The organism is Nocardia crassostreae, from assembly GCF_001613405.1.
Classification (GTDB): domain Bacteria; phylum Actinomycetota; class Actinomycetes; order Mycobacteriales; family Mycobacteriaceae; genus Nocardia; species Nocardia crassostreae.
In genome coordinates this window covers 237,765-259,468 of record NZ_BDCH01000023.1, presented here as the reverse complement: position 1 = coordinate 259,468, position 21,704 = coordinate 237,765, and the positions used below count along the sequence as shown (strand labels likewise).

The 21,704-nt window shown below is 67.8% G+C and carries 22 protein-coding genes and 1 pseudogene; 14 read left to right on the top strand and 9 right to left on the bottom strand.

The window, feature by feature from the left end:
* Positions 1–6 precede the first annotated feature (6 nt).
* From NC4_RS24695 to NC4_RS24685, 4 genes are read right to left on the bottom strand one after another with little or no spacing between them, the layout of a single operon-like run.
* On the bottom strand, positions 7–573 hold the full coding sequence (locus NC4_RS24695; RefSeq protein WP_245721890.1) for a TetR/AcrR family transcriptional regulator: 567 nt from the start codon (positions 571–573) through the stop codon (positions 7–9).
* Complete coding sequence (locus NC4_RS40530) at positions 570–707, bottom strand: hypothetical protein (protein WP_157555191.1); 138 nt, start codon at positions 705–707, stop codon at positions 570–572. Before NC4_RS40530 ends, NC4_RS24695 begins: the two co-directional genes overlap by 4 nt.
* Positions 708–751: 44 nt before the next feature.
* Complete coding sequence (locus tag NC4_RS24690) at positions 752–1,180, bottom strand: zinc ribbon domain-containing protein (protein ID WP_067542565.1); 429 nt, start codon at positions 1,178–1,180, stop codon at positions 752–754.
* 15 nt (positions 1,181–1,195) lie between these two features.
* Positions 1,196–2,164 (bottom strand): hypothetical protein, encoded by a 969-nt coding sequence (locus NC4_RS24685; RefSeq protein WP_067542563.1) that lies wholly within the window; start codon positions 2,162–2,164, stop codon positions 1,196–1,198.
* Positions 2,165–2,409: 245 nt separating this feature from the next.
* Between NC4_RS24685 and NC4_RS24680 the strand changes: the two are divergent.
* A pseudogene (locus tag NC4_RS24680) lies at positions 2,410–2,622 on the top strand (ABC transporter permease); the annotation flags it as partial.
* A gap of 39 nt (positions 2,623–2,661) precedes the next feature.
* Here the strand turns inward: NC4_RS24680 and NC4_RS24675 are convergent.
* A complete protein-coding gene (locus tag NC4_RS24675) occupies positions 2,662–3,801 on the bottom strand; it encodes a PucR family transcriptional regulator (protein WP_067542554.1) in 1,140 nt (379 codons plus the stop codon).
* 142 nt (positions 3,802–3,943) lie between these two features.
* Here NC4_RS24675 and NC4_RS24670 point away from each other — a divergent pair, with 142 nt between their 5' ends.
* The 6 genes from NC4_RS24670 (at position 3,944) to NC4_RS24645 (ending at position 10,481) form a co-directional block, all read left to right on the top strand.
* Complete coding sequence (locus tag NC4_RS24670) at positions 3,944–5,443, top strand: acyl-CoA synthetase (RefSeq protein WP_067542552.1); 1,500 nt, start codon at positions 3,944–3,946, stop codon at positions 5,441–5,443.
* Positions 5,444–5,914: 471 nt separating this feature from the next.
* Complete coding sequence (locus NC4_RS24665) at positions 5,915–6,763, top strand: lysophospholipid acyltransferase family protein (RefSeq protein WP_067542550.1); 849 nt, start codon at positions 5,915–5,917, stop codon at positions 6,761–6,763.
* Between the two features lie 172 nt (positions 6,764–6,935).
* Positions 6,936–7,505, top strand: coding sequence for a hypothetical protein (locus tag NC4_RS24660; protein WP_067542548.1), 570 nt, complete (start codon positions 6,936–6,938; stop codon positions 7,503–7,505).
* Positions 7,502–8,590, top strand: a complete 1,089-nt coding sequence (locus tag NC4_RS24655; RefSeq protein ID WP_067542541.1) for a PrsW family glutamic-type intramembrane protease — start codon at positions 7,502–7,504, stop codon at positions 8,588–8,590. The genes NC4_RS24660 and NC4_RS24655 overlap by 4 nt, the downstream gene beginning before the upstream one ends.
* A gap of 75 nt (positions 8,591–8,665) precedes the next feature.
* The gene (locus NC4_RS24650; RefSeq protein ID WP_157555187.1) at positions 8,666–9,532 is read left to right on the top strand and encodes a hypothetical protein; all 867 of its coding nucleotides are present in this window, start codon (positions 8,666–8,668) and stop codon (positions 9,530–9,532) included.
* A gap of 112 nt (positions 9,533–9,644) precedes the next feature.
* The gene (locus tag NC4_RS24645) at positions 9,645–10,481 is read left to right on the top strand and encodes a hypothetical protein (RefSeq protein WP_169814867.1); all 837 of its coding nucleotides are present in this window, start codon (positions 9,645–9,647) and stop codon (positions 10,479–10,481) included.
* A 15-nt stretch (positions 10,482–10,496) separates the two neighbouring features.
* Here NC4_RS24645 and NC4_RS24640 read toward each other — a convergent pair whose 3' ends face one another.
* Positions 10,497–11,279, bottom strand: coding sequence for a VOC family protein (locus tag NC4_RS24640; RefSeq protein WP_067542534.1), 783 nt, complete (start codon positions 11,277–11,279; stop codon positions 10,497–10,499).
* Positions 11,280–11,460: 181 nt separating this feature from the next.
* Here NC4_RS24640 and NC4_RS24635 point away from each other — a divergent pair, with 181 nt between their 5' ends.
* Positions 11,461–12,207: an alpha/beta fold hydrolase gene (locus tag NC4_RS24635; protein ID WP_067542531.1), complete on the top strand. Its 747-nt coding sequence runs from the start codon at positions 11,461–11,463 to the stop codon at positions 12,205–12,207.
* 3 nt (positions 12,208–12,210) lie between these two features.
* Here the strand turns inward: NC4_RS24635 and NC4_RS24630 are convergent, their stop codons facing one another.
* Positions 12,211–13,596 (bottom strand): hypothetical protein, encoded by a 1,386-nt coding sequence (locus tag NC4_RS24630; protein ID WP_067542528.1) that lies wholly within the window; start codon positions 13,594–13,596, stop codon positions 12,211–12,213.
* A gap of 503 nt (positions 13,597–14,099) precedes the next feature.
* Between NC4_RS24630 and NC4_RS41150 the strand changes: the two genes are divergently transcribed.
* From NC4_RS41150 to NC4_RS24600, 6 genes are all read left to right on the top strand, one after another.
* Positions 14,100–14,390 (top strand): helix-turn-helix domain-containing protein, encoded by a 291-nt coding sequence (locus tag NC4_RS41150; RefSeq protein WP_067542525.1) that lies wholly within the window; start codon positions 14,100–14,102, stop codon positions 14,388–14,390.
* 59 nt (positions 14,391–14,449) lie between these two features.
* Positions 14,450–15,097 carry a response regulator transcription factor gene (locus tag NC4_RS24620; protein ID WP_067542523.1) on the top strand — a complete coding sequence of 216 codons (648 nt, stop codon included), beginning with the start codon at positions 14,450–14,452 and terminating at the stop codon, positions 15,095–15,097.
* Positions 15,094–16,683, top strand: a complete 1,590-nt coding sequence (locus NC4_RS24615) for a GAF domain-containing sensor histidine kinase (protein ID WP_067542521.1) — start codon at positions 15,094–15,096, stop codon at positions 16,681–16,683. Before NC4_RS24620 ends, NC4_RS24615 begins: the two co-directional genes overlap by 4 nt.
* A 159-nt stretch (positions 16,684–16,842) precedes the next feature.
* Entirely contained in the window at positions 16,843–17,790 is a 948-nt protein-coding gene (locus NC4_RS24610) for an acyl-ACP desaturase (protein WP_067542519.1), read from the top strand.
* Between the two features lie 100 nt (positions 17,791–17,890).
* Positions 17,891–18,511, top strand: a complete 621-nt coding sequence (locus NC4_RS24605; RefSeq protein WP_157555185.1) for a GNAT family N-acetyltransferase — start codon at positions 17,891–17,893, stop codon at positions 18,509–18,511.
* 150 nt (positions 18,512–18,661) lie between these two features.
* The gene (locus NC4_RS24600; RefSeq protein ID WP_067542516.1) at positions 18,662–20,047 is read left to right on the top strand and encodes a cytochrome P450; all 1,386 of its coding nucleotides are present in this window, start codon (positions 18,662–18,664) and stop codon (positions 20,045–20,047) included.
* Here the strand turns inward: NC4_RS24600 and NC4_RS24595 are convergent.
* Together NC4_RS24595 and NC4_RS24590 are read right to left on the bottom strand one after the other, a co-directional pair.
* Entirely contained in the window at positions 19,957–20,640 is a 684-nt protein-coding gene (locus tag NC4_RS24595) for a DUF8020 domain-containing protein (protein WP_067542513.1), read from the bottom strand. The genes NC4_RS24600 and NC4_RS24595 overlap by 91 nt on opposite strands.
* A gap of 41 nt (positions 20,641–20,681) precedes the next feature.
* Positions 20,682–21,620 (bottom strand): PDR/VanB family oxidoreductase, encoded by a 939-nt coding sequence (locus tag NC4_RS24590; protein WP_067542511.1) that lies wholly within the window; start codon positions 21,618–21,620, stop codon positions 20,682–20,684.
* Positions 21,621–21,704 lie beyond the last annotated feature (84 nt).

Sequence of the window (21,704 nt, the reverse complement as noted above, 5' to 3'; positions counted from 1 at the left end):
CGCTCGTCACGGCGTCATGGTGCGGATGAAGTGTTCGTAGCCGTCCCGTAGGCGGTCCAGGCCGAAGCGGAAATCGCCTTCCTCCCAATTGATGTCGTCGTCCTCGAAGGCGCGGTTGGTGATGGCCCGGGTGAGGGCGGGGAAGCGTTCGGGATCCATGACCTGGGCGAGGATCGCGGTGAAGTCGGTGTCGTCGGCGGATGCGGCCAGGGTCCGGAGGAAATCGGCGCGGCCGATGACATACATCGACAAGTTCATGATCAGTTGAAGTTTGAGACCCTCCGGGATGGGTGCGTCGGTCATGGCGGTCATCCCGGCTTCCAGCCACGCCATATTGTTCGGGCCCATCGGCGGGCCGGACCTGGGAATGTCGAGCCACCAGTCACGGGCGCGGATCATGCGGAATTCGGCCCAGGCCCAGGCTTCCAGACCCTCGCGCCACCCGGCGGCGGGCAGTTCGGGCGGCAGGCCGCAGACATGGTCGAGCAGCAGTTCGGCCAGGGTGTCCTTGCTGTCCACGTACCGGTACAGCGACATGGTGGTGAAGCCGAGCTCCTTGGCGATGCGGCTCATGGACATTGCAGGTCGCCGAGATCGATGCCGAGCAACTTGTCCTGCATGTCTCTTCCGACGGCGGTGTCTGTGGTATTCGCCGCATCCTGGACCGTACGGACGATCGCGCCGCCATCGACCAATTGGCCATCCACAGTATCCAGAATCGTAGAGTTCTGTGGTTCTGGTTGACTCCGCCTCACGGCGAAGAAGCGGTACTGTGACCGCGTGGTTGTCGCTCCCGAAGGTCGGCGGCCGTCACGCCCCAGCGAGCATGAAACCGGTTGTCGATCTCCGCAAGAGTTCGCTCCTTGGGCAAGTATCGGTAACTGCCCTCGACCCGGGAACGTCCCAGGCCGGTACGGGCGGCATTGATATCGGCCAGGAGCTTCTTACCGCAGAACCGGCACACGAACCGCTTCTGGGAAGTCCTGTTTCGTTTGTCGGCGTACCCGCAGCCGGAGCATTCCTGCGACGTGTACGCCGGATTCACCGCTGTGACCGTGACACCGCGCGACTGCTCGAGATCGGAGAGCTTGGCTTTCACCGCAGTTCGCCCGGCGCGGGTCAGGATGCGGTTCAACCGTTTCGACAACCCGCCCATGCGGAAGTCCAGCGCCTCCACCACAAGTTCCCGAACATCTTACACGGCAATCCGGTTGAGGATCCGGTTCACTTCATTGCGTGCATACTCGCGGATACGGCGGTTCAGATTCCGAAACCGCTTGCAGCTGCGCGGTGTGAGCCCGGCGCGTTGCAGCGCCGCTGTAAGTTCGGTGAGTTCGGTGTCGCGTTCGGCCAGCCACGAGTGCAGGCGCTGCCCGAGGATCTGGCCGTCGCTGGTGGTGAAGATGTTCTTCAAACCCCAATCGGCCCCGATGGTTTCGCCGTCGGGGCGCGGGGATGCGTCCGCTGATTTCTTCACCAGCCCGAATGACACCTCCCCGTTGCTACTGACGGTGACCTGACAGTAGTTCCGGACCTGTCCGGCTGCATTGTCGAAGTAGTGGTAGCCGTGCAGCGGGATGTGCACCGGCTGCCCTTTGACGAGGGTCGAGACCCGCACCCAGTAGTCGCCGTGTGTACTGGCGGCTTCGCTGACGTTGGCGATGGGGCCGTCCATCAGCATCGTCGGGACATGGCCGAGATTTGGGAACGGGCGACGCCACAGCCACGTCCGGACCAGCTCTCCAGCGAGGGCGAGGGCTCGTTCGGATATGGTGACCGCGCGTTTCGAATCCAGTATCGGGCTGGTCGTCCACCACGCCTTGTAGGCGTTGATCCGGTACAGCTGCTCACGAAGTTCTTCGTCCGTGAGGTCGAGGTCGCCGATCATATCGCGGATACCGCGTTGCGCGGTGGCCTGCCAAGACTCCAAAGCGGCGTTGACCTGATTGACGACGGACTTCCATTGTCGCTGCGGCAAGTAGCCGGGCAACGCTGTGGCGTCCTCGCCGCCGAGCCAGCCGAGTTTGGTGACACCGGATTTCAGTTTCCGGGTTTGGATGTACTGCACGTGTACCAGCCCGCGCTGCCACATCGGCAGCACATCGGCCACGGTCGCGAGCTTGCCCGGGTTCGCCGTCGTCGGCAACCGATACGTGCGCATCATGCCAAGCCACCCCCGATCGAGCCATTGTCGATTGTTCCCGTGCTTTCTCTGATACACGTACCGATCGTGAGCTCACACCGACGCGATCGGCGACAGCCACACTAGCTCGGTAATCGAAAAGCTGTTCGAGATCGATCCAGCGAGTCGGGAATCGCCCGATTCAGTACGGAACTCGGTGCGCCACAGCGAAAGCGGCAGTCACCATCATCGAACGGCCACGACCTACCAGAGAACCAGAGACAGGCAACAGCGCCTTCGTCCCGCCGCAGACCATGCCCTCCTGGCTGCACGGTTTCGCCGAGAACCAGCCCGTCACCCCGGTCACCGAAACCGTTCGCGGCCTGCTCATGGGCACCCCCATCGGCAGCAGCGGGTGGCAGGCCCTGGCGTGGTGCGCCGCCCTCGCCCTGGCCGGTTACCTGGCTGCGGGCGCGCTCTACCGCCGCCGCAGCGCCTGACCGACACCGCTTCTCGCGCCGTCGCGTGCTCCTGACCGTTCAGGAGTGTGCGGCGGCGCGCCGGTGCTGGATGGCCCACCAGACCTGGAGAGCGGTGTGTGCGCGATGCAGGTCGGCGCCGGTGAGTTCCTCGAAGCGGCGGAACCGGTATCGAATGGTGTTGGGGTGCAGGAAGAGACGCTTGGCGGTGTGGTCGATGCGCATACCTTCGTCGAGGTAGCAGTCGATGGTGTCGATGATGGCATCGCCGTGCGGGGTCAGCGGATCGAGGTAGCGGCGGGCCAGCTCCTCGCCCAGATCGGTGTCGACGGCGACGGCGGGGAGCAGACCCAGCTGATCCAGGTCGACGGATCCGGTGCGGCCGAAGCGGTGCGCGGTGGCCAGCATGCGACCGGCGAGCCGGAAGGAACGCCCCAGGTCGTGGAGGCGAACCGGTGGGCCGAAGCCGATGGGTTCGTCGCCCGGCAGGGTTTTGGACTTTTCGATAAATCCCGCGATGTCGTCATCGATGGTCGTGGTGTAGCCGCGGGCCGCGGCCAGCCGCTGCGGTGCGAGTTCGTGCGGGTCGCGCGGGTTTCGGGTCTCGGCGCGGGTCCGGAAGGCGCGGTATTCCAGGCTGGGGTTCAGCCCGAACTGTTCGGCGCGAATGGTCAATTCGGCGGGGCTCAGGGCGCCGAGCAGCGCGGCGCGGGTGAAGTCGGCGCGGGCCTGCTGGTCCTGTCTGGCCAGCGCGAGTTCGATATCGCGATGACCGCCGCTGTAGGACATGGCGGCCTGGTCGACGATGTCGAGGAGATCGTGGGTGAGTTCCAGGAGCATGCGGTCGGTGGTGTCCGGGTCGGCGGAGGCGGTCAGCTCGTGCAGCATCTCGCGGACCGCGATGCGCCAGCCGTTCTGGATATCGGAGAGCGAAACCCCCTGCCGGGCAAGGGTTTCGCCATATTCGCGCAAGGCGTGCAGATCGTCGTCGGAGAGCGGTCGGCCGTCGCGCAGGGCGGCGAGCAGGCGGTCCACGACCGCATTGGTGATACGGGCGATGGTGTCGGTCGAGAGCACGGCATAGGCGGGCATCTCCGATTGCGCGCGAACCACGACCCGCTCGACGATCTCGGCCGTATGGCGGCGGACGCGGGTCAGCAGCTGTTTCTTGGCCTTCGCCGTGGTGGATTCCGAACCCATGGCGGCCGAGCCTACCCACGCTGGTTTAGAGAAATCAACAAAGAATCCACGGGTGATTGAACAGCATTTCCATGGCGCAGGTCACAGTAGGCCGCCGATACTCGTCGAATCCGACCATCGCCGTTCGACGAAGGATTGTTCGATGTACTTGACCCAGGGTCTGCACCGCGCCGCCCAGCAGGATCCGGACGGCGTGATGACCGTCTGCGGCGAGCGTTCCCACACCAATGCGCAGGTGCTCGATCGCGTGGCCCGGCTGGCCGGTGCGCTGCGCGAGCTCGGGGTGGGTGAGGGCGATCGCGTCGCCATGCTGGCGCTGAACTCCGATCGCTACCACGAATATCTGCTGGCCGTGCCCTGGGCGGATGCCGTGCTCAATCCGGTCAATATCCGCTGGAGTCCGGTCGAGATCGCCTACTCCCTGGCCGATTCCGAGAGCCGGGTGCTGTTCGTCGACGATGCCTTCGCACCCATGCTGCCCGCCATCCGGCAGCAGTATCCGGGCCTGGCCACGGTGATCCACTGCGGTGACGGTCCGACCCCGGACGGCGCGCTCTCCTATGAGGACCTGGTCGCCGCCACCGCCCCGATCCCGGACGCGCATCGCGGCGGCGATGCCCTGGCCGGGTTGTTCTACACCGGTGGCACCACCGGATTCCCCAAGGGCGTCATGCTCACCCACGCCAATCTGCTGACCTCGGCGCTCGGCTCCCTGGCGACGGGCTATCTCATGTCGCCCGGCGGCACCTACCTGCACGCGGCGCCCATGTTCCATCTCGCCGATTTCGCGGGCTGGGCGGGTGCGCTGCTGGTCGGCGGCACCCAGATCATGATTCCCGCCTTCGATCCGGTCGCCACCATGACGGCCGTCGAAACCCACGGCGTGACGGCCACACTGCTGGTTCCGGTCATGATCCAGATGCTCGTCGACCATCCGGAGGTCGGCGCGCACGATCTGTCCAGCGTCGAGAGCGTGCTCTACGGCGCCTCGCCGATCTCGCAGGCGGTGCTGGAGCGCGCCATGCGGGTCTTCCCCAATGCCCGGTTCACGCAGGCGTACGGCATGACCGAACTGGCCCCGGTCGCAACATTGTTGGGCCCCGAGGACCACCGGGCCGGACGCCTGCGCTCGGCGGGTCGCGCGGTCCCGCACAGCGAGGTGCGCATTGTCGATGCCGACGGCGTGGAGGCGCCGCGCGGTGTGGTCGGCGAGATCGTCGTGCGCGGTGGGCATGTCATGCTCGGCTACTGGAACAAGCCCGAGGAGACCGCCGCGGCCGTCCGCGACGGCTGGATGCACACCGGCGACGGCGGCTATATGGACGACGCCGGATACGTCTACGTGGTCGACCGCCTCAAGGACATGATCGTCTCGGGCGGTGAGAACGTGTACTCCGCCGAGGTGGAGAACGCGGTCGCCGCGCACCCGGCCGTGGCCGCGGTGGCGGTCATCGGCGTCCCTGATGCGGAATGGGGTGAGCGCGTGCACGCGGTCATCGTCGCCAAGCCGGGCGCGGACGTCACGCCCGAGCAGATCCGCGACCATGCGAAGACCCTGATCGCGGGCTACAAGGCCCCGCGCACAGTCGATTTCGTCGATGCCCTCCCGGTGTCCGGAGCGGGGAAGATACTCAAACGTTAACTGCGCCAGCAGTATTGGACCGACGCCGACCGCCAGGTCAACTGAGGCGCGATAATTCGCCAAGAGCGGCCCCCGGGGGCTCCGCCCCGGGGGCCGCTCTTGGCATTCACCTACACCGATATGCGCATCTTGGCATGTTTGTCCGGCATGTCGGAAATCGAAAGCGGCACATCCTAGGTCAACGAAAACCCGAGCGCAGGGAGGTCGGTGCGAGTTGTTGGGTTTCGCACACTTCCTACCAAGCAAGTGCTTGGGTTTCTACCGTCGGAAGGGCAGGAGGACGGTGACGGGCATCGATCGCAAAGTGGCGATACGCGCTCTGCCTAACCGGACCGCGCTTTTCGCGGCGGGACTATCAATGGGGATGTGACCGGGGGCAATTCAATTCGGCTCGGCGTCTGTTCGGAGGACGCCTGGCGTAGGACGTCGCGCGCGCCCGTCTACCGGCATGGCAATAGACAGGAACGACTCATGAGCGACAGCAAGGTAATCCCGGACCCGAACCACCCGCTGCTTCCCCTGGCCCGGGCATATACCAACTACTTCACGCCCACGGTCACCGGTGTGGAGAATGTCCCGGCCGCGGGCCCCGCGCTGATCATCGGCAATCACTCGTCGATCTACTGGGCCCCGGAGGTGTGGATCACCTTCATGGCCATGATGGAGCGCCGCCCGGACGAGCCCACCCACGGCGTCGCACACGAAATCCTTTTGCGCGCACCGCTGCTCGGCGACAGCCTGAAGCAGTTCGGCGTGATTCCGGCCTCGCAGGACGCGGCAACGCAGGGGCTCAAGGACGGCGGCGCGGTCATGGTGTACCCGGGCGGGGACTGGGAGGCGTGCCGCCCGTGGACCGATCGGGGGAAGATCGATTTCGCGGGGCGCAAGGGCTTCATCCGGCTGGCGCTGAAGCTGGGGGTGCCGGTGATTCCGGCGGTGGCCAACGGCGGCCACGATTCGATCTTCATTCTGAGCCGCGGTGAGCGCACCGCCCGGCTGCTGCAGCTGGACAAGCTGGTGCGCGCCAAGGTGTTTCCGTACACCGTCGGCCTGCCCTTCGGGGTGGCCCCGATCCTGCCGCAGATTCCGCTGCCCGCGCATGTGAGCGTGAGCTTCCTGCCCGCGCTGAACTGGTCGACCGAGCCGGGCGATCCCGAGGACGCGGATCTGGTGGACGCCTACTACGAGCAGACGGTATCGGCCATGCAGACCGAACTGGATCGGCTGCGGGCGGAGACGCCGAATCCGGTGACGGCCGGGCTCAAGAAGCACGCGGAGGGGCTGCCCGGTCCGCTGTCCGCGCTGGCTAACCTTTTGTAATCAGCGAATCCGGCCCCGGCGGCAGGATGCGGCGGCTCCCGGAGACTCACTCCGGGAGCCGTTTTGCTGGAATCCGCAGGCCGACCGGCGTGCATTCACGATTCCGTGCCCGGAATGTGGTTAACTCTCGGCACGCTGTGCCCCGACGGTATCGACCGAGAGGCTGGAAAGCATGGTGCGCCTGCTGTATTCGGTGGGACCCGCGGTGGCCGCGGTGGGTGCGCTGGCCACCGTGTTCGTGGTTCCGCCCCTGCTGGATGCCGCGGTGCCGACCCGCGAGACCGAGGTGACGCCGGGGACCGTCATCACCCTGGCCGCGTCCGGGGTCGGATCGCTGTCCGGTGGTGACGATCCCGCGAATGCCGTGGCCTTCCTGGTCCCCGAGCCCATGGACCGCATTGCGACCGGTGACGAGTCCATCGCGGTGCTGCGCTCGCGGCAGGACGATCAGCGGCTGGCCGTCACGGTGGCCGACGGCATCACCGACTTCGAGGTCGCCGCACCGCGATTGCTGCTGCCGCTGAAGGCCGCCGGTGAGCAGGTGTATTTCGACGGCGGCGCGTTCCGGGCGGGGGAGTTCGAGGGCCTGACCTGTGTGCTGCCCAATACCGCCGGTGGGGTGTGCGCGGTCGCCAAGAGCGGTGACGTGGCGGTGACCGTCACCGTGGCGGGCACGACGCGGGAGGCGGGCCGCGCGCTGATCGCCATGGTGCTCGAATCCAGCAAGGCGGTGACGGAATGAGCGGGCCGGAGGCGGTGGCGGGGCGGTATCCCGCGGGGGCGCAGGGCATGCCGGGGGAGCACGGTATGAGCTGGTTGCAACCCCGTTCGGCGCTGTTCTGGGTGTACTGCTGCGCGGTGATCGCCGGTCCGATCCTGTTCCTGGCGCAGTCGTTCGGGCAGATCTGGTACGCGGGCGCGGCCGCCTTCGCGGCGGTGCCGATCACCGTGCTGACCCTGCTGGTGTTCGGTTCGATCCTGTTCTGGCTGGATCCCTTCCGGGCGCGCCGACATCTGGTGGCTCCCATGGCCATGGGTTTCATCTGGGGCGCGACCGTGTGGACCGGGCTGGCGCTGTGGGCCAATGACCATGTCACCCGGGTGATCACGAATCTGGGCGGGGATCGGTTCGCGTCGAACTGGTCGGCGGCCATCGCCGCGCCCATCGACGAGGAGTTGATCAAGGCGATCGGTATCGCGGTGGTGTGCGTGCTGTTCCGCCCGCTGCTGAGCCGCCCCATCCACGGTTTTCTCATCGGCGGCTCGGTGGGGCTGGGTGCGCAGATCGCCGAGGACGGGCTCTACAGCACGCAGACCGCGCTCGGCGCGCCGCAGCATCCGGTATTCGATGTGCTCGTGGTGGCGGTGCTGCGCCTGGTCACGGCGTTCACCTCGCACTGGGCCATGTCGGCGCTGGTGGGTGTGGGCATCGTGGTGCTGCTGACCCGCAAGGATCGGTCCTGGCCTTGGCGGCTGGGTGTTTTCGCGCTGTTCTACCTGTGTGCGGTCACCATGCATTTCATTTTCGACGCCCCGCGCCCGGCCGGTCCGGGCTGGCTGGTCATGTTCCTGCCGGTGATCGTGGATCTGGCGATCTTCACCCTGGCGTATCGCTGGGTGCTGCATGCGGAGCGGAACTGGCTGCGCGCCACCATTGCCCAGCCGTCGGCTCGTGCGCTCGGGACCGAGGCGCAGCTGGCCTGCCTGCTCACCCAGCGTCGCCGCCGCAAGGCTCGTAAGCAGTTGCGGCATCAGGCGCAGCTGTCGCGCCGCCAGGCGCAGCGTTACGAGGACGGTCTGATCGATCGGGTGCAGGCACTGTCGTAGCAAATTCTCAGATAGCGTCGTGACACGCGCGCCGATGCCTTGCAGCACGGGTCCGCAACGCTAGCGTTTGCCAATATGAGTGAGGGTAGACCGCTTTCCGAGGGAACGGGGACCGACCGCGCGCGTGAGCTCCTGGAGCGGCGTCAGCAAGCACTGTGCAACTATTTGGATGCCAGTGCGGAGATCGCGAGCACCCGCATCCGCGCCAACCTCACCGGGTGGAAACGGTGGGTGCATCGACTGCCCGGCGGTTCCATCGCCCATGCCACCCATCGCCGGGACGCGCTGGTGCAGGATCTCGCCCGCCACGGTGTCGGCGCGGACGACCATCGCTGGGGTGTGCTGTCGGGCGGCTACATTCGCAGTCTCGGCGCCGCCGTCTGTCTGGAGAACACGCTCACCGATCTGATCGCCCGCAATGCGGCGACCTCGCCGCACTGGGCGCGCCAGCTACGGGTGGTCGCCGAATCCAGCGCCGCGGTGCGCCCGCTGGCCGCCGTCGGCGACCGGGCCGCCGTGGCCGAGCTCATCGATCAGGTCATTGCGGTGACCCGCGCCGCGCCCGACGATATCGCGCGCCAGAAACTGTCCGACCATCTACCGGGCGTGCTCAGACCCATCCCGTCGGACATCGAATCCCTGCGCCGCAGTGATCAGCTCGTGGACGTCGTCTTCGAGGTCTATGCCGACACCATCAAGCTCGACAACATCACCATCAATCCGGAATTGCGCGGCGCCGGTCTGGGCACCGCCACCCTGCAACATCTCTGCCGCGCCGCCGACGCCCATCACCTGTATATCGTCGGCCAGCTGGTCCCCACCTTCCGCGACGACGACTCCCCCGTCCCGATTCTCGCCAGTTGGTGCCGCAGCCACGGTTTCGCCGTTGACGAGCGCCTCGGCGGCCGCATTTCCCGCACCCCGGCCAGCGTGTGGGCGTAACCGTTCCGAGCATCTCGTGAGCCGGGCTCATGGCCTCGTGAAACCAATATCGGGTGCGCTTCGTTGGCGGTGGGTGAGCATCCGTGGCTGGGCGTATACCGCGATCCGGGTCGTGCTGTCGTTGCTGATGATCGCGTTCGGCATGGTGAAAGTGGTTCCGACGCAGTTCATCACCTTCACCTTGCCGGGGGAGATGCTGGTGGCGCTGGGGGAGTCCTCGCCGTCGGGGATGCTGTGGAAGTTCATGGCGACCTCCACGCCCTACATCGTCATCAGCGGGCTGGTGGAGGTGACGGGCGGGGTGCTGCTCATCTTCCAGTGGACGGTGCTGCTCGGCGCGCTGGTGAGCATGGTCGCGTTGATTCAGGTGAGCATTCTCAATCTCGCCTACGACGTACCGGTGGTGCTCCCTCCATTGCTGATGCTGGGTATGGCGCTGGTGGTGTCCATGCCGTGGTGGCCGCGGTTGATCGATGTGCTGATCCGCAATCGGGATTCCCCGGCGCGCAACGAGAATCGTCTCGTGGCGGATCCACGCCTGCGGACCGCCGGTGTCGTCGCGCACGCGGTGGCGGCCTTGGTCATCGTGGTTGCGTTGGGGGCCAATGGAATCGACCGCTACCGCGACTACACCGACCGGCTCTCGGCGCTCGACGGCGTCTGGGCGGTGGACGAATTCCGGGGCGGGAGCCCGCGCTGGGTGCGGCTGGCCATCGACGACCGGCCCGCCTCCCAGCGCGTGGTGGTACTCCGCGACACCGGCGAACTGCTCGATCTCGAGCTCGTCGTGGAGGAACCCGAATCGCGACTACGCGTGGGTGATTCGATGCTGAGCTACAGTCAGCCGACCCCGGACACGCTGCGCCTGACGGGCGCCTTCGGCGGTGCGGCAGCCGAGATGGAGTTGCATCGGCTGCCGCTGCGCGCCGAGACGCGGCACTTCCGGTGAGTTCGCGCGCGAGCCTCAGCCGCGCGCGGTCAAGGTGATCACGCCGAATATCTCGTCCTGCGGGGCCTGCAGAATGCCCATGCGCCCGAACGGGCCGTCCTCGGGGCCCATGAGCTCCGTCGAACCCAGATTGACGGCCTCGGCCATGACATCGTCGGTGCTGGCGACCTGGAACCAGGTCAGCCAGGACGGCGGGGTCTCACCCGGATGATTGGTGGTGTCGGAGATGCCGCCGATGGGGCCGCCGCCCGGATTGGCGAAGGTGGCGTAGGGCAGTTCGGGCGACCGGCCGACCTCGGTGAACGACCAGCCGAAGACCGCGCCGTAGAAGTCCTTCGCCACCTGGTACTGCGGGGTGTGCAGGTCGTTCCAGCACCAGGCCCCGTTCTCGTTGTAGATCTCCGCGCCCTTGTGCGCGCGGGCCTGCCAGATGCCGAACATGGCGCCCGCCGGATCGGCGGCGATGACCATGCGGCCGACATCCATGACATCGAGCGGCGGCATGAGCACCATGCCGCCCGCCGCGGTGATCGCCTCGGCCACGGCGTCGGCATCGTCGGCGGCGAAATAGGTGGTCCACACCGAGGGCATGGGCGCCGCGGCCATTTTCGGGCCGGTACCCGCGGCGGGCCTGCCGTTCAGCATGGCGATGAGATACCCGCCCGCCTCGGGCGGACCGTCCACCGCGTCCCAGCCGAGCAATCGGTGGTAGAAGATGCGTGCCGCGGCCGGATCGTCGACCGAACAGTCGACCCAGCAGGGAGTTCCCTGCGGCCAAGCGGAGTCGCGGGTGGGCATGACGATCCTCCTGCGGGCGGTCGATGGTGCCTGACGGAGTAACGGCTTCCTGCCAGCTAATCACGGATCGGGCAATTTGGTCAGGAGTTCGGCCGGAAGTCGGGGCGGCGTCCGGTCACCCGGCTAGGCTGCGCGGAGGTAGGGATACCGCCGGACGGCGGTGCATCGGTGGGGAGACGCGATGACCGGATGGCTGCTGCTGCGCGGACTGACACGCGATCAAAGGCATTGGGGCGCCTTCCCGCAACTGCTGTCCGATGCGCTCGGCGCGCCCGTGGCCATGATCGATCCGCCCGGCTTCGGGACCGAATACCGGCGGCGCTCACCGAGCGCCATCGCCGGGATCACCGATGATCTGCGCGACCGCTTCGACCCCGGCGATACCGCGTGGTCGGTGCTGGGAATCTCCCTGGGCGGCATGCTCGCCATGGATTGGTGCGCGCGCTATCCCGGGGATTTCCGGCGCTGCGTGGTGGTGAACACCAGTGCGCGCGAAGTGTCGAGCATCCGGCGCATGCGCTGGGAGCCGGTGTCGGTCTTCGCCGGGCTGTCCTTCCGCACGCCGCGGGCGCACGAATCGGCCGTCAGCCGCATCACCGTCAACCATCCCGACGTGGACCGGGCGGCACTGGCCGCTACCTGGGCGGGCTATGCCGCCGACGCTCCCGTCACCTCGGCCAATGCGCTGGCCCAGATCCTGGCCGCCGCGAGATTCCGGCTGCCGCAGCGGATTCCGGTGCCGCTGCTGGTACTGGCCGCGACCCACGACCGGCTCGCGCCGTTCCAGATGTCACAGCGCATCGCCGGGCGCTACGGGGCCCCGCTGCGGCTGCATCCCTCCGCCGGGCACGATCTGCCGGTGGACGACGGGCCGTGGGTGTGCCGCCGGATCGGCGAGTGGACCAGCGGTGCGCAATGCGGCCACTAGTGCTCAGCGCGGCCAATAATTCTCCGGCCCGGCCTGTTTCACCCCTTCGCTGGCCGCGGCGTCGAGCCATTCCATGATGCTGCGGTCCTGCGTGAGGTTGATGTAGAGGGCGGTGGCCTCGAAGACGTAGCGGTAGTGCTGCGCGCCCCAGCTGGCCTGTACGGCGAAGTCCGGATTGGTATCGCAGGGTTCGGAACCCACGCCCTGCAGCGGGCAGCGGATTCCCCAATCCTGGGTCTTCCCCTTCATGCCCTCGTAGAGCCGCGCGGCATCGGCGCCGGTCGAGAACGCGAAAACCTTGACGGTGAGCAGGATCTGATCGGTGTGATCGATGTACGAACAGGAAACCGCTTGTGTGCAACCATATTCGCTCAGGACCTGCTGCACGTTCCACGACATGTCCGAGGACGAGCATTCGTGCACGCCGCTGGCGCGCAGGGTGTAGTCCACGTTCTTGGCATCGCGGAAGCTGCGCGGCAGCAGCGCCTCCACCGTGAACGGAGTCTTGTCGGTGGCGGCGGAATCGAGGGTGTTCCAGTCGAAAGGCGCTGTGGTGGGCGTGCTGTCGGAGGTGGGGCCGGGCGTGTAGAGGGAGTAGGTCGTGGTCGTCGTGGCGGCCTCGACCTGCTCGCCGGTATCGCGCGCCGCGACCGCGACGACGACCGCGACCACGGCGATGAGCGCGACCACGGCGGCGACGATACCGCCGATCAGCGCACCCGAATTGCCCCGTGCGGGTGGGGGACCGGGCCGCCAGCCGGTGTTCGGCGCCCAACCGGGCTGCGCCATCGGGACGGGCATGGGGGGATGCGCGGTCCGCAGCGCGGTCAGCCATTCCGCGGCAGTGGGCCGGGCGTCGGTGGCGAAGGGATCGGCGAAGGCCCGTTCGAACAGCGCCCGCAGGTCGGGATGCACCTCCGCGGTCAGGGCGGCGCGCCAATTCCCGTGCGGGATGGACGGTGCGCCGAGATCCAGGAACAGCCCGCGGTACAGCAGCACCGCGAGCGCGAACCGGTCGCTGTAGCGGTCGGGGGCATTGATCTGCCCGGCGAGCCAGCGCGGATCGCACCATTCCCCGCCGCCGGGAGCGCGCGGCGCGAGGGTCTGGGCGCCGCTCAGCAATGCCTCGCTCGGGACGAGATACGCATCTGGACGGCTGCGCCGCCACAGCAGATGCTGCGGCGCGATATCGCCGTGCACCAGGTGGCGTTCCTCGAACGAGGCCACGATCTCGCAGCTGCGGATCAATACCGCGACACGGAATTGCGCGTCGGGTGGATTCGCGGCGAACGAGCACAGGTGGTCGAAGGTGAGCGGTGTTCCGTCGTAGTTCAGGAACTCCTGCGGAATCTGGCCCTGACCTGTGAATTGCGACGGCTCCCACGACATGAGCCACCTCCCATCCGGTGCCCCCGGCACCCGCCCTACTCAGCGCTCGACTGTGCCACAACCCGCAATCGGGGACAAACCGGGCGGAGTGAATGGGCCTGCGCGGCGGCGCCTTCCGAGAAGTCCCCGAAGAGTGCGAGCTCTTCGGGGACCTGCTCCGGGAGCGTGTCGGGGGTGACAATAGGAGCACTAATATTCGAGCACATTTACCGTGGTTGCGGGCCTATTGGCCCGCATTCGAATCATGTTGGCCGATTTCGGTTCCCGGTCGCCGGGTGCGGCATCGCCGGGTCGAGGAATGCGAATCGAGGACTTTGTGCCCTAGCGGCGAATTCGAATTCCCGTTCTCGATCGCTCAGATAACTGTCAATTTGCCGCTTGTTCGCGGTCCGTGTCAGGATGCTGGCAGTGGACCGCCGGAAACGAGCGCGAAAGACCCTGGTGTGCAGACGGTTTCAAATCCAGTCCGATCGATCCCGACGGACCGCGAATGCGGCGCGCGGGTGCGGGAAGCGCTGCTGTGCCACGGTGTCGCCGCGCAGCGGGAGATCGCCGCCGCCCTGTCGATGAGCGTGCTCACCCTGCGCCGTCGGCTCGCGGCGGAGGGCACGACGTTCAAACAGCTCAGCGACGACACTCTCGGAGCGCTCGCGGCCGAGCTGTTGCTGGAGGGCGCCAGCGTGCGGCACGTGGCCGAGCGGCTGGGGTACTCCAGCAGTTCGGCGCTGTCGGTGGCCTTCAAGTCCTGGACCGGGCAGTCGCCCAGCGCGTACGTGCGCGAGCGCCGGGGCTGAGGGGTGGGCCGGGACCGTTTCGTAGGCTGGGGGAGCCGCCGAGCCGAGAGGAGCAGTCGATGATCACCATCTTTCTGGTCGATGACCACCACATCGTGCGGCGCGGCGTCGCCGATCTGCTGGAGTCGGAGCCGGATCTGGCCGTGATCGGCGAGGCGGGCAGCGTGGCGCAGGCCATGGCCCGGATTCCGGCCACCCGCCCGGACGTGGTGGTGCTGGATGTGCGGCTGCCCGACGGCAACGGCATCGAACTGTGCCGGGAGCTGCGCTCGCGGCAGCCGGAGCTGCGCTGCCTCATCCTGACCTCCTACACCGACGATCAGGCCATGCTCGACGCCATTCTGGCCGGGGCCGCCGGATACGTGATCAAGGACATCGGGACCCTGGAGCTGGTCGAATCCATCCGGTCGGTCGGGGCGGGCGTCTCCCTGCTCGATACGCGCGCCGCCACCGCGCTCATGGCCAAGCTGCGCGCCGAGGCCGACAGCCGGACCGGGCCGCTGGCCGAGCTCACCGATCAGGAACGCATCCTGCTCGGCCTGCTCGGCGAGGGGCTGACCAACCGGCATATCGCCGGGCGCATGCATCTGGCGGAGAAGACCGTCAAGAACTACGTCTCGCGGCTGCTGTCCAAGCTCGGCGTCGAACGGCGCACCCAGGCGGCGGTGCTGGCGACCAAGCTCGGCGCGGCCGCCGATCCCGCATGATCGGGCGCGAGGATCGCGAACCCAAGCTGGACGAGACGCTGCGCGCCATCGTGCACACCGCCATCACCCTGGTGGACGCGCGGTTCGGGGCGCTGGGCGTGCGCGATGCCGAGGCGGGCGGGGAACGGCTGGCGCGGTTCGTGTACGAGGGCATCGACGACGAGGCCCGGGCGCGCATCGGTGCGCTGCCCACCGGGCACGGTGTGCTCGGGCTGTTGCTACAGGATCCGAAACCGCGACGGCTGGAATGTCTTTCATCGCATCCGGCATCGGTCGGGTTTCCGGAGCACCATCCGCCGATGCGCAGCTTTCTCGGGGTGCCGGTGCAGGTGGGGGACGAGGTGTTCGGCAATCTCTACCTGACCGAGAAGGCGGGCGGCGGGGAGTTCACCGCGCAGGACGAGGTGCTGGTGCAGGCGCTGGCGGCGTCGGCGGGCATTGCCATCGCCAATGCCCGGCTCTACGAGCAGTCCCGCATGCGCCAGCAGTGGCTCGAGGCCACCCTCGAGGTCGCCACCCAGTTGCTGGCGGGGCGGGAGCCGGGGGAGGTGCTGGAGCTGGTGGCCGAATGCGCGGCCAGCCTGACCCAGGCGGTGTACGCCTTCGTCGCGCTGCCGGAGGATCCGGAGGTCCCGCACGCCGAGGTCGAGGAGATCGTGGTGGTCGCCGCCGCGGGGACCGGCTCGGAAAATCTTGCGGCGCAGCGGCTTCCGGTGCATTCCTCGCATTCCGGGGCCGCCTTCCTGGACGGCCGGGTGCACTCGCTCGACGAAACGACCTATGTGCCTTTGGATACGGTTCCGGTCGACGGCCCCGCGCTGATCCTGCCATTGCGCGCCGGTGCGACCGTGCTCGGCGTGCTCACCACGGTGCGGCCCGCCAAGGTGCCGCCGCTGGATGCCGACGGGCAGTCGATGATGGCCGCCTTCGCCGGACAGGCCGCGCTCGCACTGCAATTGGCGCACGCACAGCGGCGCATGCGCGAGCTGGACGTGCTCTCCGAACGCGACCGCATCGCGCGGGATCTGCACGACCACGTCATTCAGCGGCTCTTCGCGGTCGGGCTGTCGCTGCGCGGGACGGTGCAGCGGAGCTCCCTGCCGGAGGTGCGAGATCGGCTGGGCGACACCATCTCCGATATCCAAGCCATCGTGCAGGATCTGCGGCACTCCATTTTCGACCTGCACACCGGCGGGGACCGGGCCACGCCGCAGCTGCGGCAGCGGCTCTACACCGCGGTGACCGCCATGACCGGGGATACGGGGCTGCGCACCACGATCCGGCTGGCCGGACCGGTCACCGTGCTCTCGCCGGGACTGGCCGACGATGTCGAGGCCGTGCTGCGCGAGGCCGTCAGCAATGTGATCCGGCACGCGGGGGCGAGCACCGTCTCGGTGACCCTGCTCATTCGCGACGATGTCACCGTGGAGGTGCTCGACGACGGTGTCGGCATCCCCGAAACCCTGTCCCGCTGTAGCGGTCTGGCCAATCTAGCGGTGCGGGCCGATCGGGCGGGTGGCCGCTTCGGCATTGTGCGCCGCCCCGAGGGCGGATCGGTGCTGCGCTGGTCGGTCCCCTTGGCGTGAGTTCGATCTCACGGCCGGGCTGTCGGATGTGATCTACGTCCGCCCCGGTCCCGCGAGGACTTTCGGCCCTACCCGCTGTTCGCGCCGCCTGGTGATCTGGATTGCGACCAGGTTGCTGCTGTACGGCGCAGCACCGAGATATCGGGCGAGGAGCACGGTTTGCCGCGGGAGCTGACTCAGCGAGAGATCCTGACCGAATTGGAGCCGGTGGCCGCCGACTGCGTGGACCGCCACCTGTCCATCGCCAAGGACTGGCACCCCCACGACTATGTCCCCTGGGATGATGGGCGCAACTTCGCCGCTCTCGGCGGAATCGACTGGGACCCTGAGCAATCCCGGTTGAGCGAGGTCGCCAAGGCGGCGTTGATCACCAATCTGCTCACCGAGGACAACCTGCCCTCCTATCATCGCGAGATCGCCGAGAACTTCTCCCGGGACGGCGCGTGGGGCACCTGGGTGGGCCGCTGGACGGCCGAGGAGAACCGGCACAGCATCGTGCTGCGAGACTACCTCGTCGTCACCCGCGGCGTCGACCCGGTCGCGCTCGAGAACGCCCGCATGGCGCATATGACCGGCGGCTTCGGCGCCCCGGCCGAGACCCAGGACGCCGGATTCCTGCACTCGGTCGCCTATGTGAGCTTTCAGGAGCTGGCCACGCGCGTGAGCCATCGCAATACCGGCAAGGTCTGCAACGATCCCATTGCCGATCGCATGCTACAGCGCATCGCCGCCGACGAGAACTTGCACATGATTTTCTACCGGAACATGTGCGGCGCGGCCCTGGACCTGGTACCGGACCAGGCCATGGAGGCCATCGACGCCATTGTGGAGAACTTCCGCATGCCCGGCACCGGCATGCCCAATTTCCGGCGCAATGGCGTGCTCATGGCCAAACACGGCGTCTACGATCTGCGCCAGCATCTGGAGGAGGTGCTGATGCCGGTCATCCGGCAGTGGAACATCTTCGGCCGCACCGATTTCACCGCGCGCGGCGAGCGCGCACGGGAGAGTTTGGCCGCCTTTCTCGCCGATCTCGAGCAGGTGCGCATTCCGCGTTTCGAGGAGCAGCGTGACCGCGCCCTGGCCCGGGAGCGGGCCCGCGCATGAGCCGCGATGCCGACACCGCCGTGGCCACGGCCGCCGTCACCGGTGTGGCGGCCTTCGCCCTGAGCATCCTCACCGAAACCGCCGCCGTAGCATCGTCGAAGTGAGAGAAGAAGGACGCACGGCCGCGCGACCGGTGCGCACCGGGACCATGGCCGAACTGCGCACCGTATCCGGACTGCTGGCTCGCGCGTTCGTGGACGACCCGATGACCCGGTGGCTGCATCCGCAGGCCTCCGCGCGTTTGGCGAAGCAGCACATGGTGTTCGAGCTACAGGCCCGCTACGCCCACACCTCCAGCAATGGCATCGAACTGGCCGTGGACCAGTCGGCCGGTATCGTCGGCGCCGCGCTGTGGGTCGCGCCGCACCGGCGGTCGCCCGCGATGTCGCTGTCCGACCGCGCCACCCTGTGGCGCGCCTACGGCAGGCACTACGGCCGCGCCGCCATGGCGACCCGCGCGATCTGGGCCTCCGGTGTGCAGGAACCGCATTGGCATCTGCTGTCCGTCGCGACGGCCCGGGAATTCCGCGGCCGCGGCTACGGCAGCCATCTCGTGGAATCGGGGCTGTCGCGCTGCCGGGCCGAGCGGCTGCCGGTGCACCTCGAGACCTCCAAGCCCGAAAACCTCCCGTTCTACGGGCGATTGGGCTTCGAGGTGACCAATGCGGTCGACTTGCCCGGCGGCGGTCCCCGCGTCTGGTTGCTGCGCTACCAGCCGTAGCGCGGTGCGCGCGGAGCGCGAAAGCCCCTGCCTGCGGCGATCATGAAGTAAAGCGGTTTTCGGACTCATGGCCGCCGCGGTCTTGTGGGCCGACCGGCATGTGCTCACCCTGGGAGTAGCTGGAGCGCATTCCGTGGGGGGAGCAATCTCGTGGACACTGTCATCGCACCTCGGTTCGACCTCGACGATCCCGCATTCATCCTCGATCCGTATCCCTATTACGCCTGGTTGCGGGAGACCGCGCCGGTGCATCCGGCAACGACACCGGGCATGTGGATCGTGAGCCGCTACGACGACGTCAATGCGGTGCTACGTGATCCGCACCTGTTCTCCTCCCGCCGCGACCGCACGGAGGTCGCCGCGAACGATCTGGGCTCGGGCGCGTCGCGCCTGCTGTCCGCGCTGATCCGGCGGCGCATGCCGCGCACGGTGGTGACCGTCGATCCGCCGGAGCACGCCGCCCTGCGCAAGAAGGTGGGCCGCGTGTTCACCCCGCGGCGAATCGAGGAGTGGGAGAACCGTATTCGCGTGAATGCCGAGGACCTGGTGGATCGGATGATCGCCGCGGCCGCCGACGGAACGCCGGTGGATCTCGTCGCCGCCCTCGCCCGGCCCCTGCCGACCATGGTGTTCACCGAACTCATGAATATTCCGCCCCGGCGCCGCGCCGATTTCCGGCGCTGGTCCGATCGCCTGATCGGCGGCCTGCGCGAGAACGGATCGGCGCGCGTGGTCACCGGCGGCCTCGCCGTCGGCGCCTACACCACCGGCCTGGTCCGCCGCCGTCGCCAGCACCCCGGCGAGGATCCGATCAGCATCCTCCTGACAGCGGGCGACTCCGACGCCCCGACCACCACCGACCTGGTCATCTTCTGCATCCTGCTACTGGTCGACGGCAACACCCCCACCACCGACCTGATGACCAATACCGTGCTCGCCCTCCTGGACAACGACCTGTGGTACCGCCTCGCCGAGGACCCCAAACAAGCGGGCGCCGCCATCGAGGAAACCCTGCGCTACGACAACCCCGCCCAGGCCCTGCTCCGCACCGTCACCACCGAAACCACCCTCCACGGCGTCCCCCTCCCCGCTGGCTCCCGCGTCCTGGCCCTCCTCGGCTCCGCCAACCGCGACCCCCGCCACTGGGAAGCCCCCCCACGAATTCCGCCTCGACCGCAACACCAAGGACCACGTCGGCTTCGGCACCGGCATCCACTACTGCGTAGGCAACACCCTGGCCCGCCTGGAATCCCGAATCGCCCTGCAGGTCCTGGCAGAACGCGTCCCCCACCTGACCCGCGAGGGCGAGCCACTGCGCATCGCCAACCCCTTGATCCGCGGCCAGCGGGGCCCACGCACACTGCCGGTCCGCATCGGGTGAAAAGACCCCGCCCGGGTGACCGGGCGGGGTCGATGTCCCCCGGCGAGCTCGCCGGGCTACCAGCCTATTTCGCCGGGGCGGTGAAGGGCTGGTTGATCGTGGTGAAGTACTGGATCGCGGCCAGGATGGCGACCGGGGCGGTTACGAAGATCTGACCGGCGAGGGTGCCCAGGAAGCCGACGAGGCTGGCGCCGACGAGGCAGCCGCCGAGTGGGCCCGCGCCGAACATGAGCAGCAGCGGGGTGGTGGCGGCGAAGGCGACACCGGCGCCGATGACGCAGCCCAGGGCCGCGCCGCCGATGCCACCGGCCAGGGTGCCGATGGTGGCGCCCATGGAGATGGTGCTGGTCAGGCGGGACCAGGCGGCGACCTCACGGTCGTACTCGGACTTCCACGGCGCGACGTTCTCGTAGGGCAGCGCGACCAGCTTGTAGACGGCCTTCTCCTGAGTGAACTCCGGAGTCAGGGTGGCGGTCCGATCGGTGATCTCCGCGGCGATCGGGAACTCGAAATCGTCCACGCGGAACTTCAGCTCGGTGCCCGCGACCGTGGCGCCATTGGCAGCCTTGATCTTGAAGACACCATCCTCGACGACCATCGAACCGGCATCGCTCCGGATGATCGTGGAGGTCTCGGTGGCGGTGGCGGCGTAGTTGATGGCGGCGTCGTCCGCGTGGGCCGTTGCGGGCACAGCGGTGATACCTAGTGCGGCGGCCAGCAGTAGGGTCGCCGCAGCGGTTTTCCTCATTCTTGATCTTTCTTCTCGAGATACATCGAAGCGGGGCTGGGTCAGAGGTCCAGGACGAGCGTGGGGGAATTGGCGCGGGAGACGCAGAGCATCATGGTGTTGCCGCGGGCGCGTTCGGCGGGGGTGAGGATGGCGTCGCGGTGGTCGATATCGCCGTCCAAGACCGTGGTTTCGCAACTGCCGCAGGTGCCTTCGCGGCAGGAGGTGATGACGTCGATGCCCGCTGCCTCGAGGACGTCGGCGATGGATTGCTTGGGACCGATGCGGTGGGTGGCGCCCGTGCTTGCCAGGCGGACCTCGAATTCGTGGTCGGGGGTGGGGCGCGCGGTGACCGGGCGCGGCGCGAAACGTTCGGTGTGAATGGTCAATCCGCGTTCGTCGCCCTGGTGTTCGATGGCTGCCAGCAGGGGTTCCGTTCCGCAGCAATAGATTTCGGCGTCACCGGCGCCGTCGAGGATGCGGGACAGCGGCAGCAGTCCGTCGCGATCCTGCGGGATCAGGGTCACCTCGGGATAGCGCGCGGCGAGATGGTCGGCGAAGGCCATATGGGCGCGGGTGCGCGCGCCGTAGAACAGGCGCCAGCGGGCGTGCGCCGCCGTGGCGGCCGCCAGCATCGGCAGCAGCGGGGTGATGCCGATGCCGCCCGCCACGAACACGTAGGACGGGTGCGGGACGAGCTCGAAATTGTTGCGGGGCGCGGAAACTCGAAATTCGGCGCCTGGCCGCGCGGTGCGGAACAGATGTGCCGATCCGCCGCGGCCGCCGGGTTCGTGCAAGACCGCGATCTGCCACAACTCCCGGTCGCCGGGATCGCCGCACAGCGAATACTGCCGCACTCCGGCCGCTCCGGCGCGTACATCGATGTGCGCGCCCGGCGCCCACTCCGGCAGCGCGTCGCCGTCGCACGCCGCCAGTACCAGGGAGAAGACATCCTCTGCCTCGTCACGGCGCCCGGCTACCCGCACGGAGAACTCGCTCATGGTCGGCCCCTGTCGAATACCGAAACCCGATCGTCGTCGCCACCACCCTCACCGAGCGGTCACGGTCGCGCACGACTGCTGTGG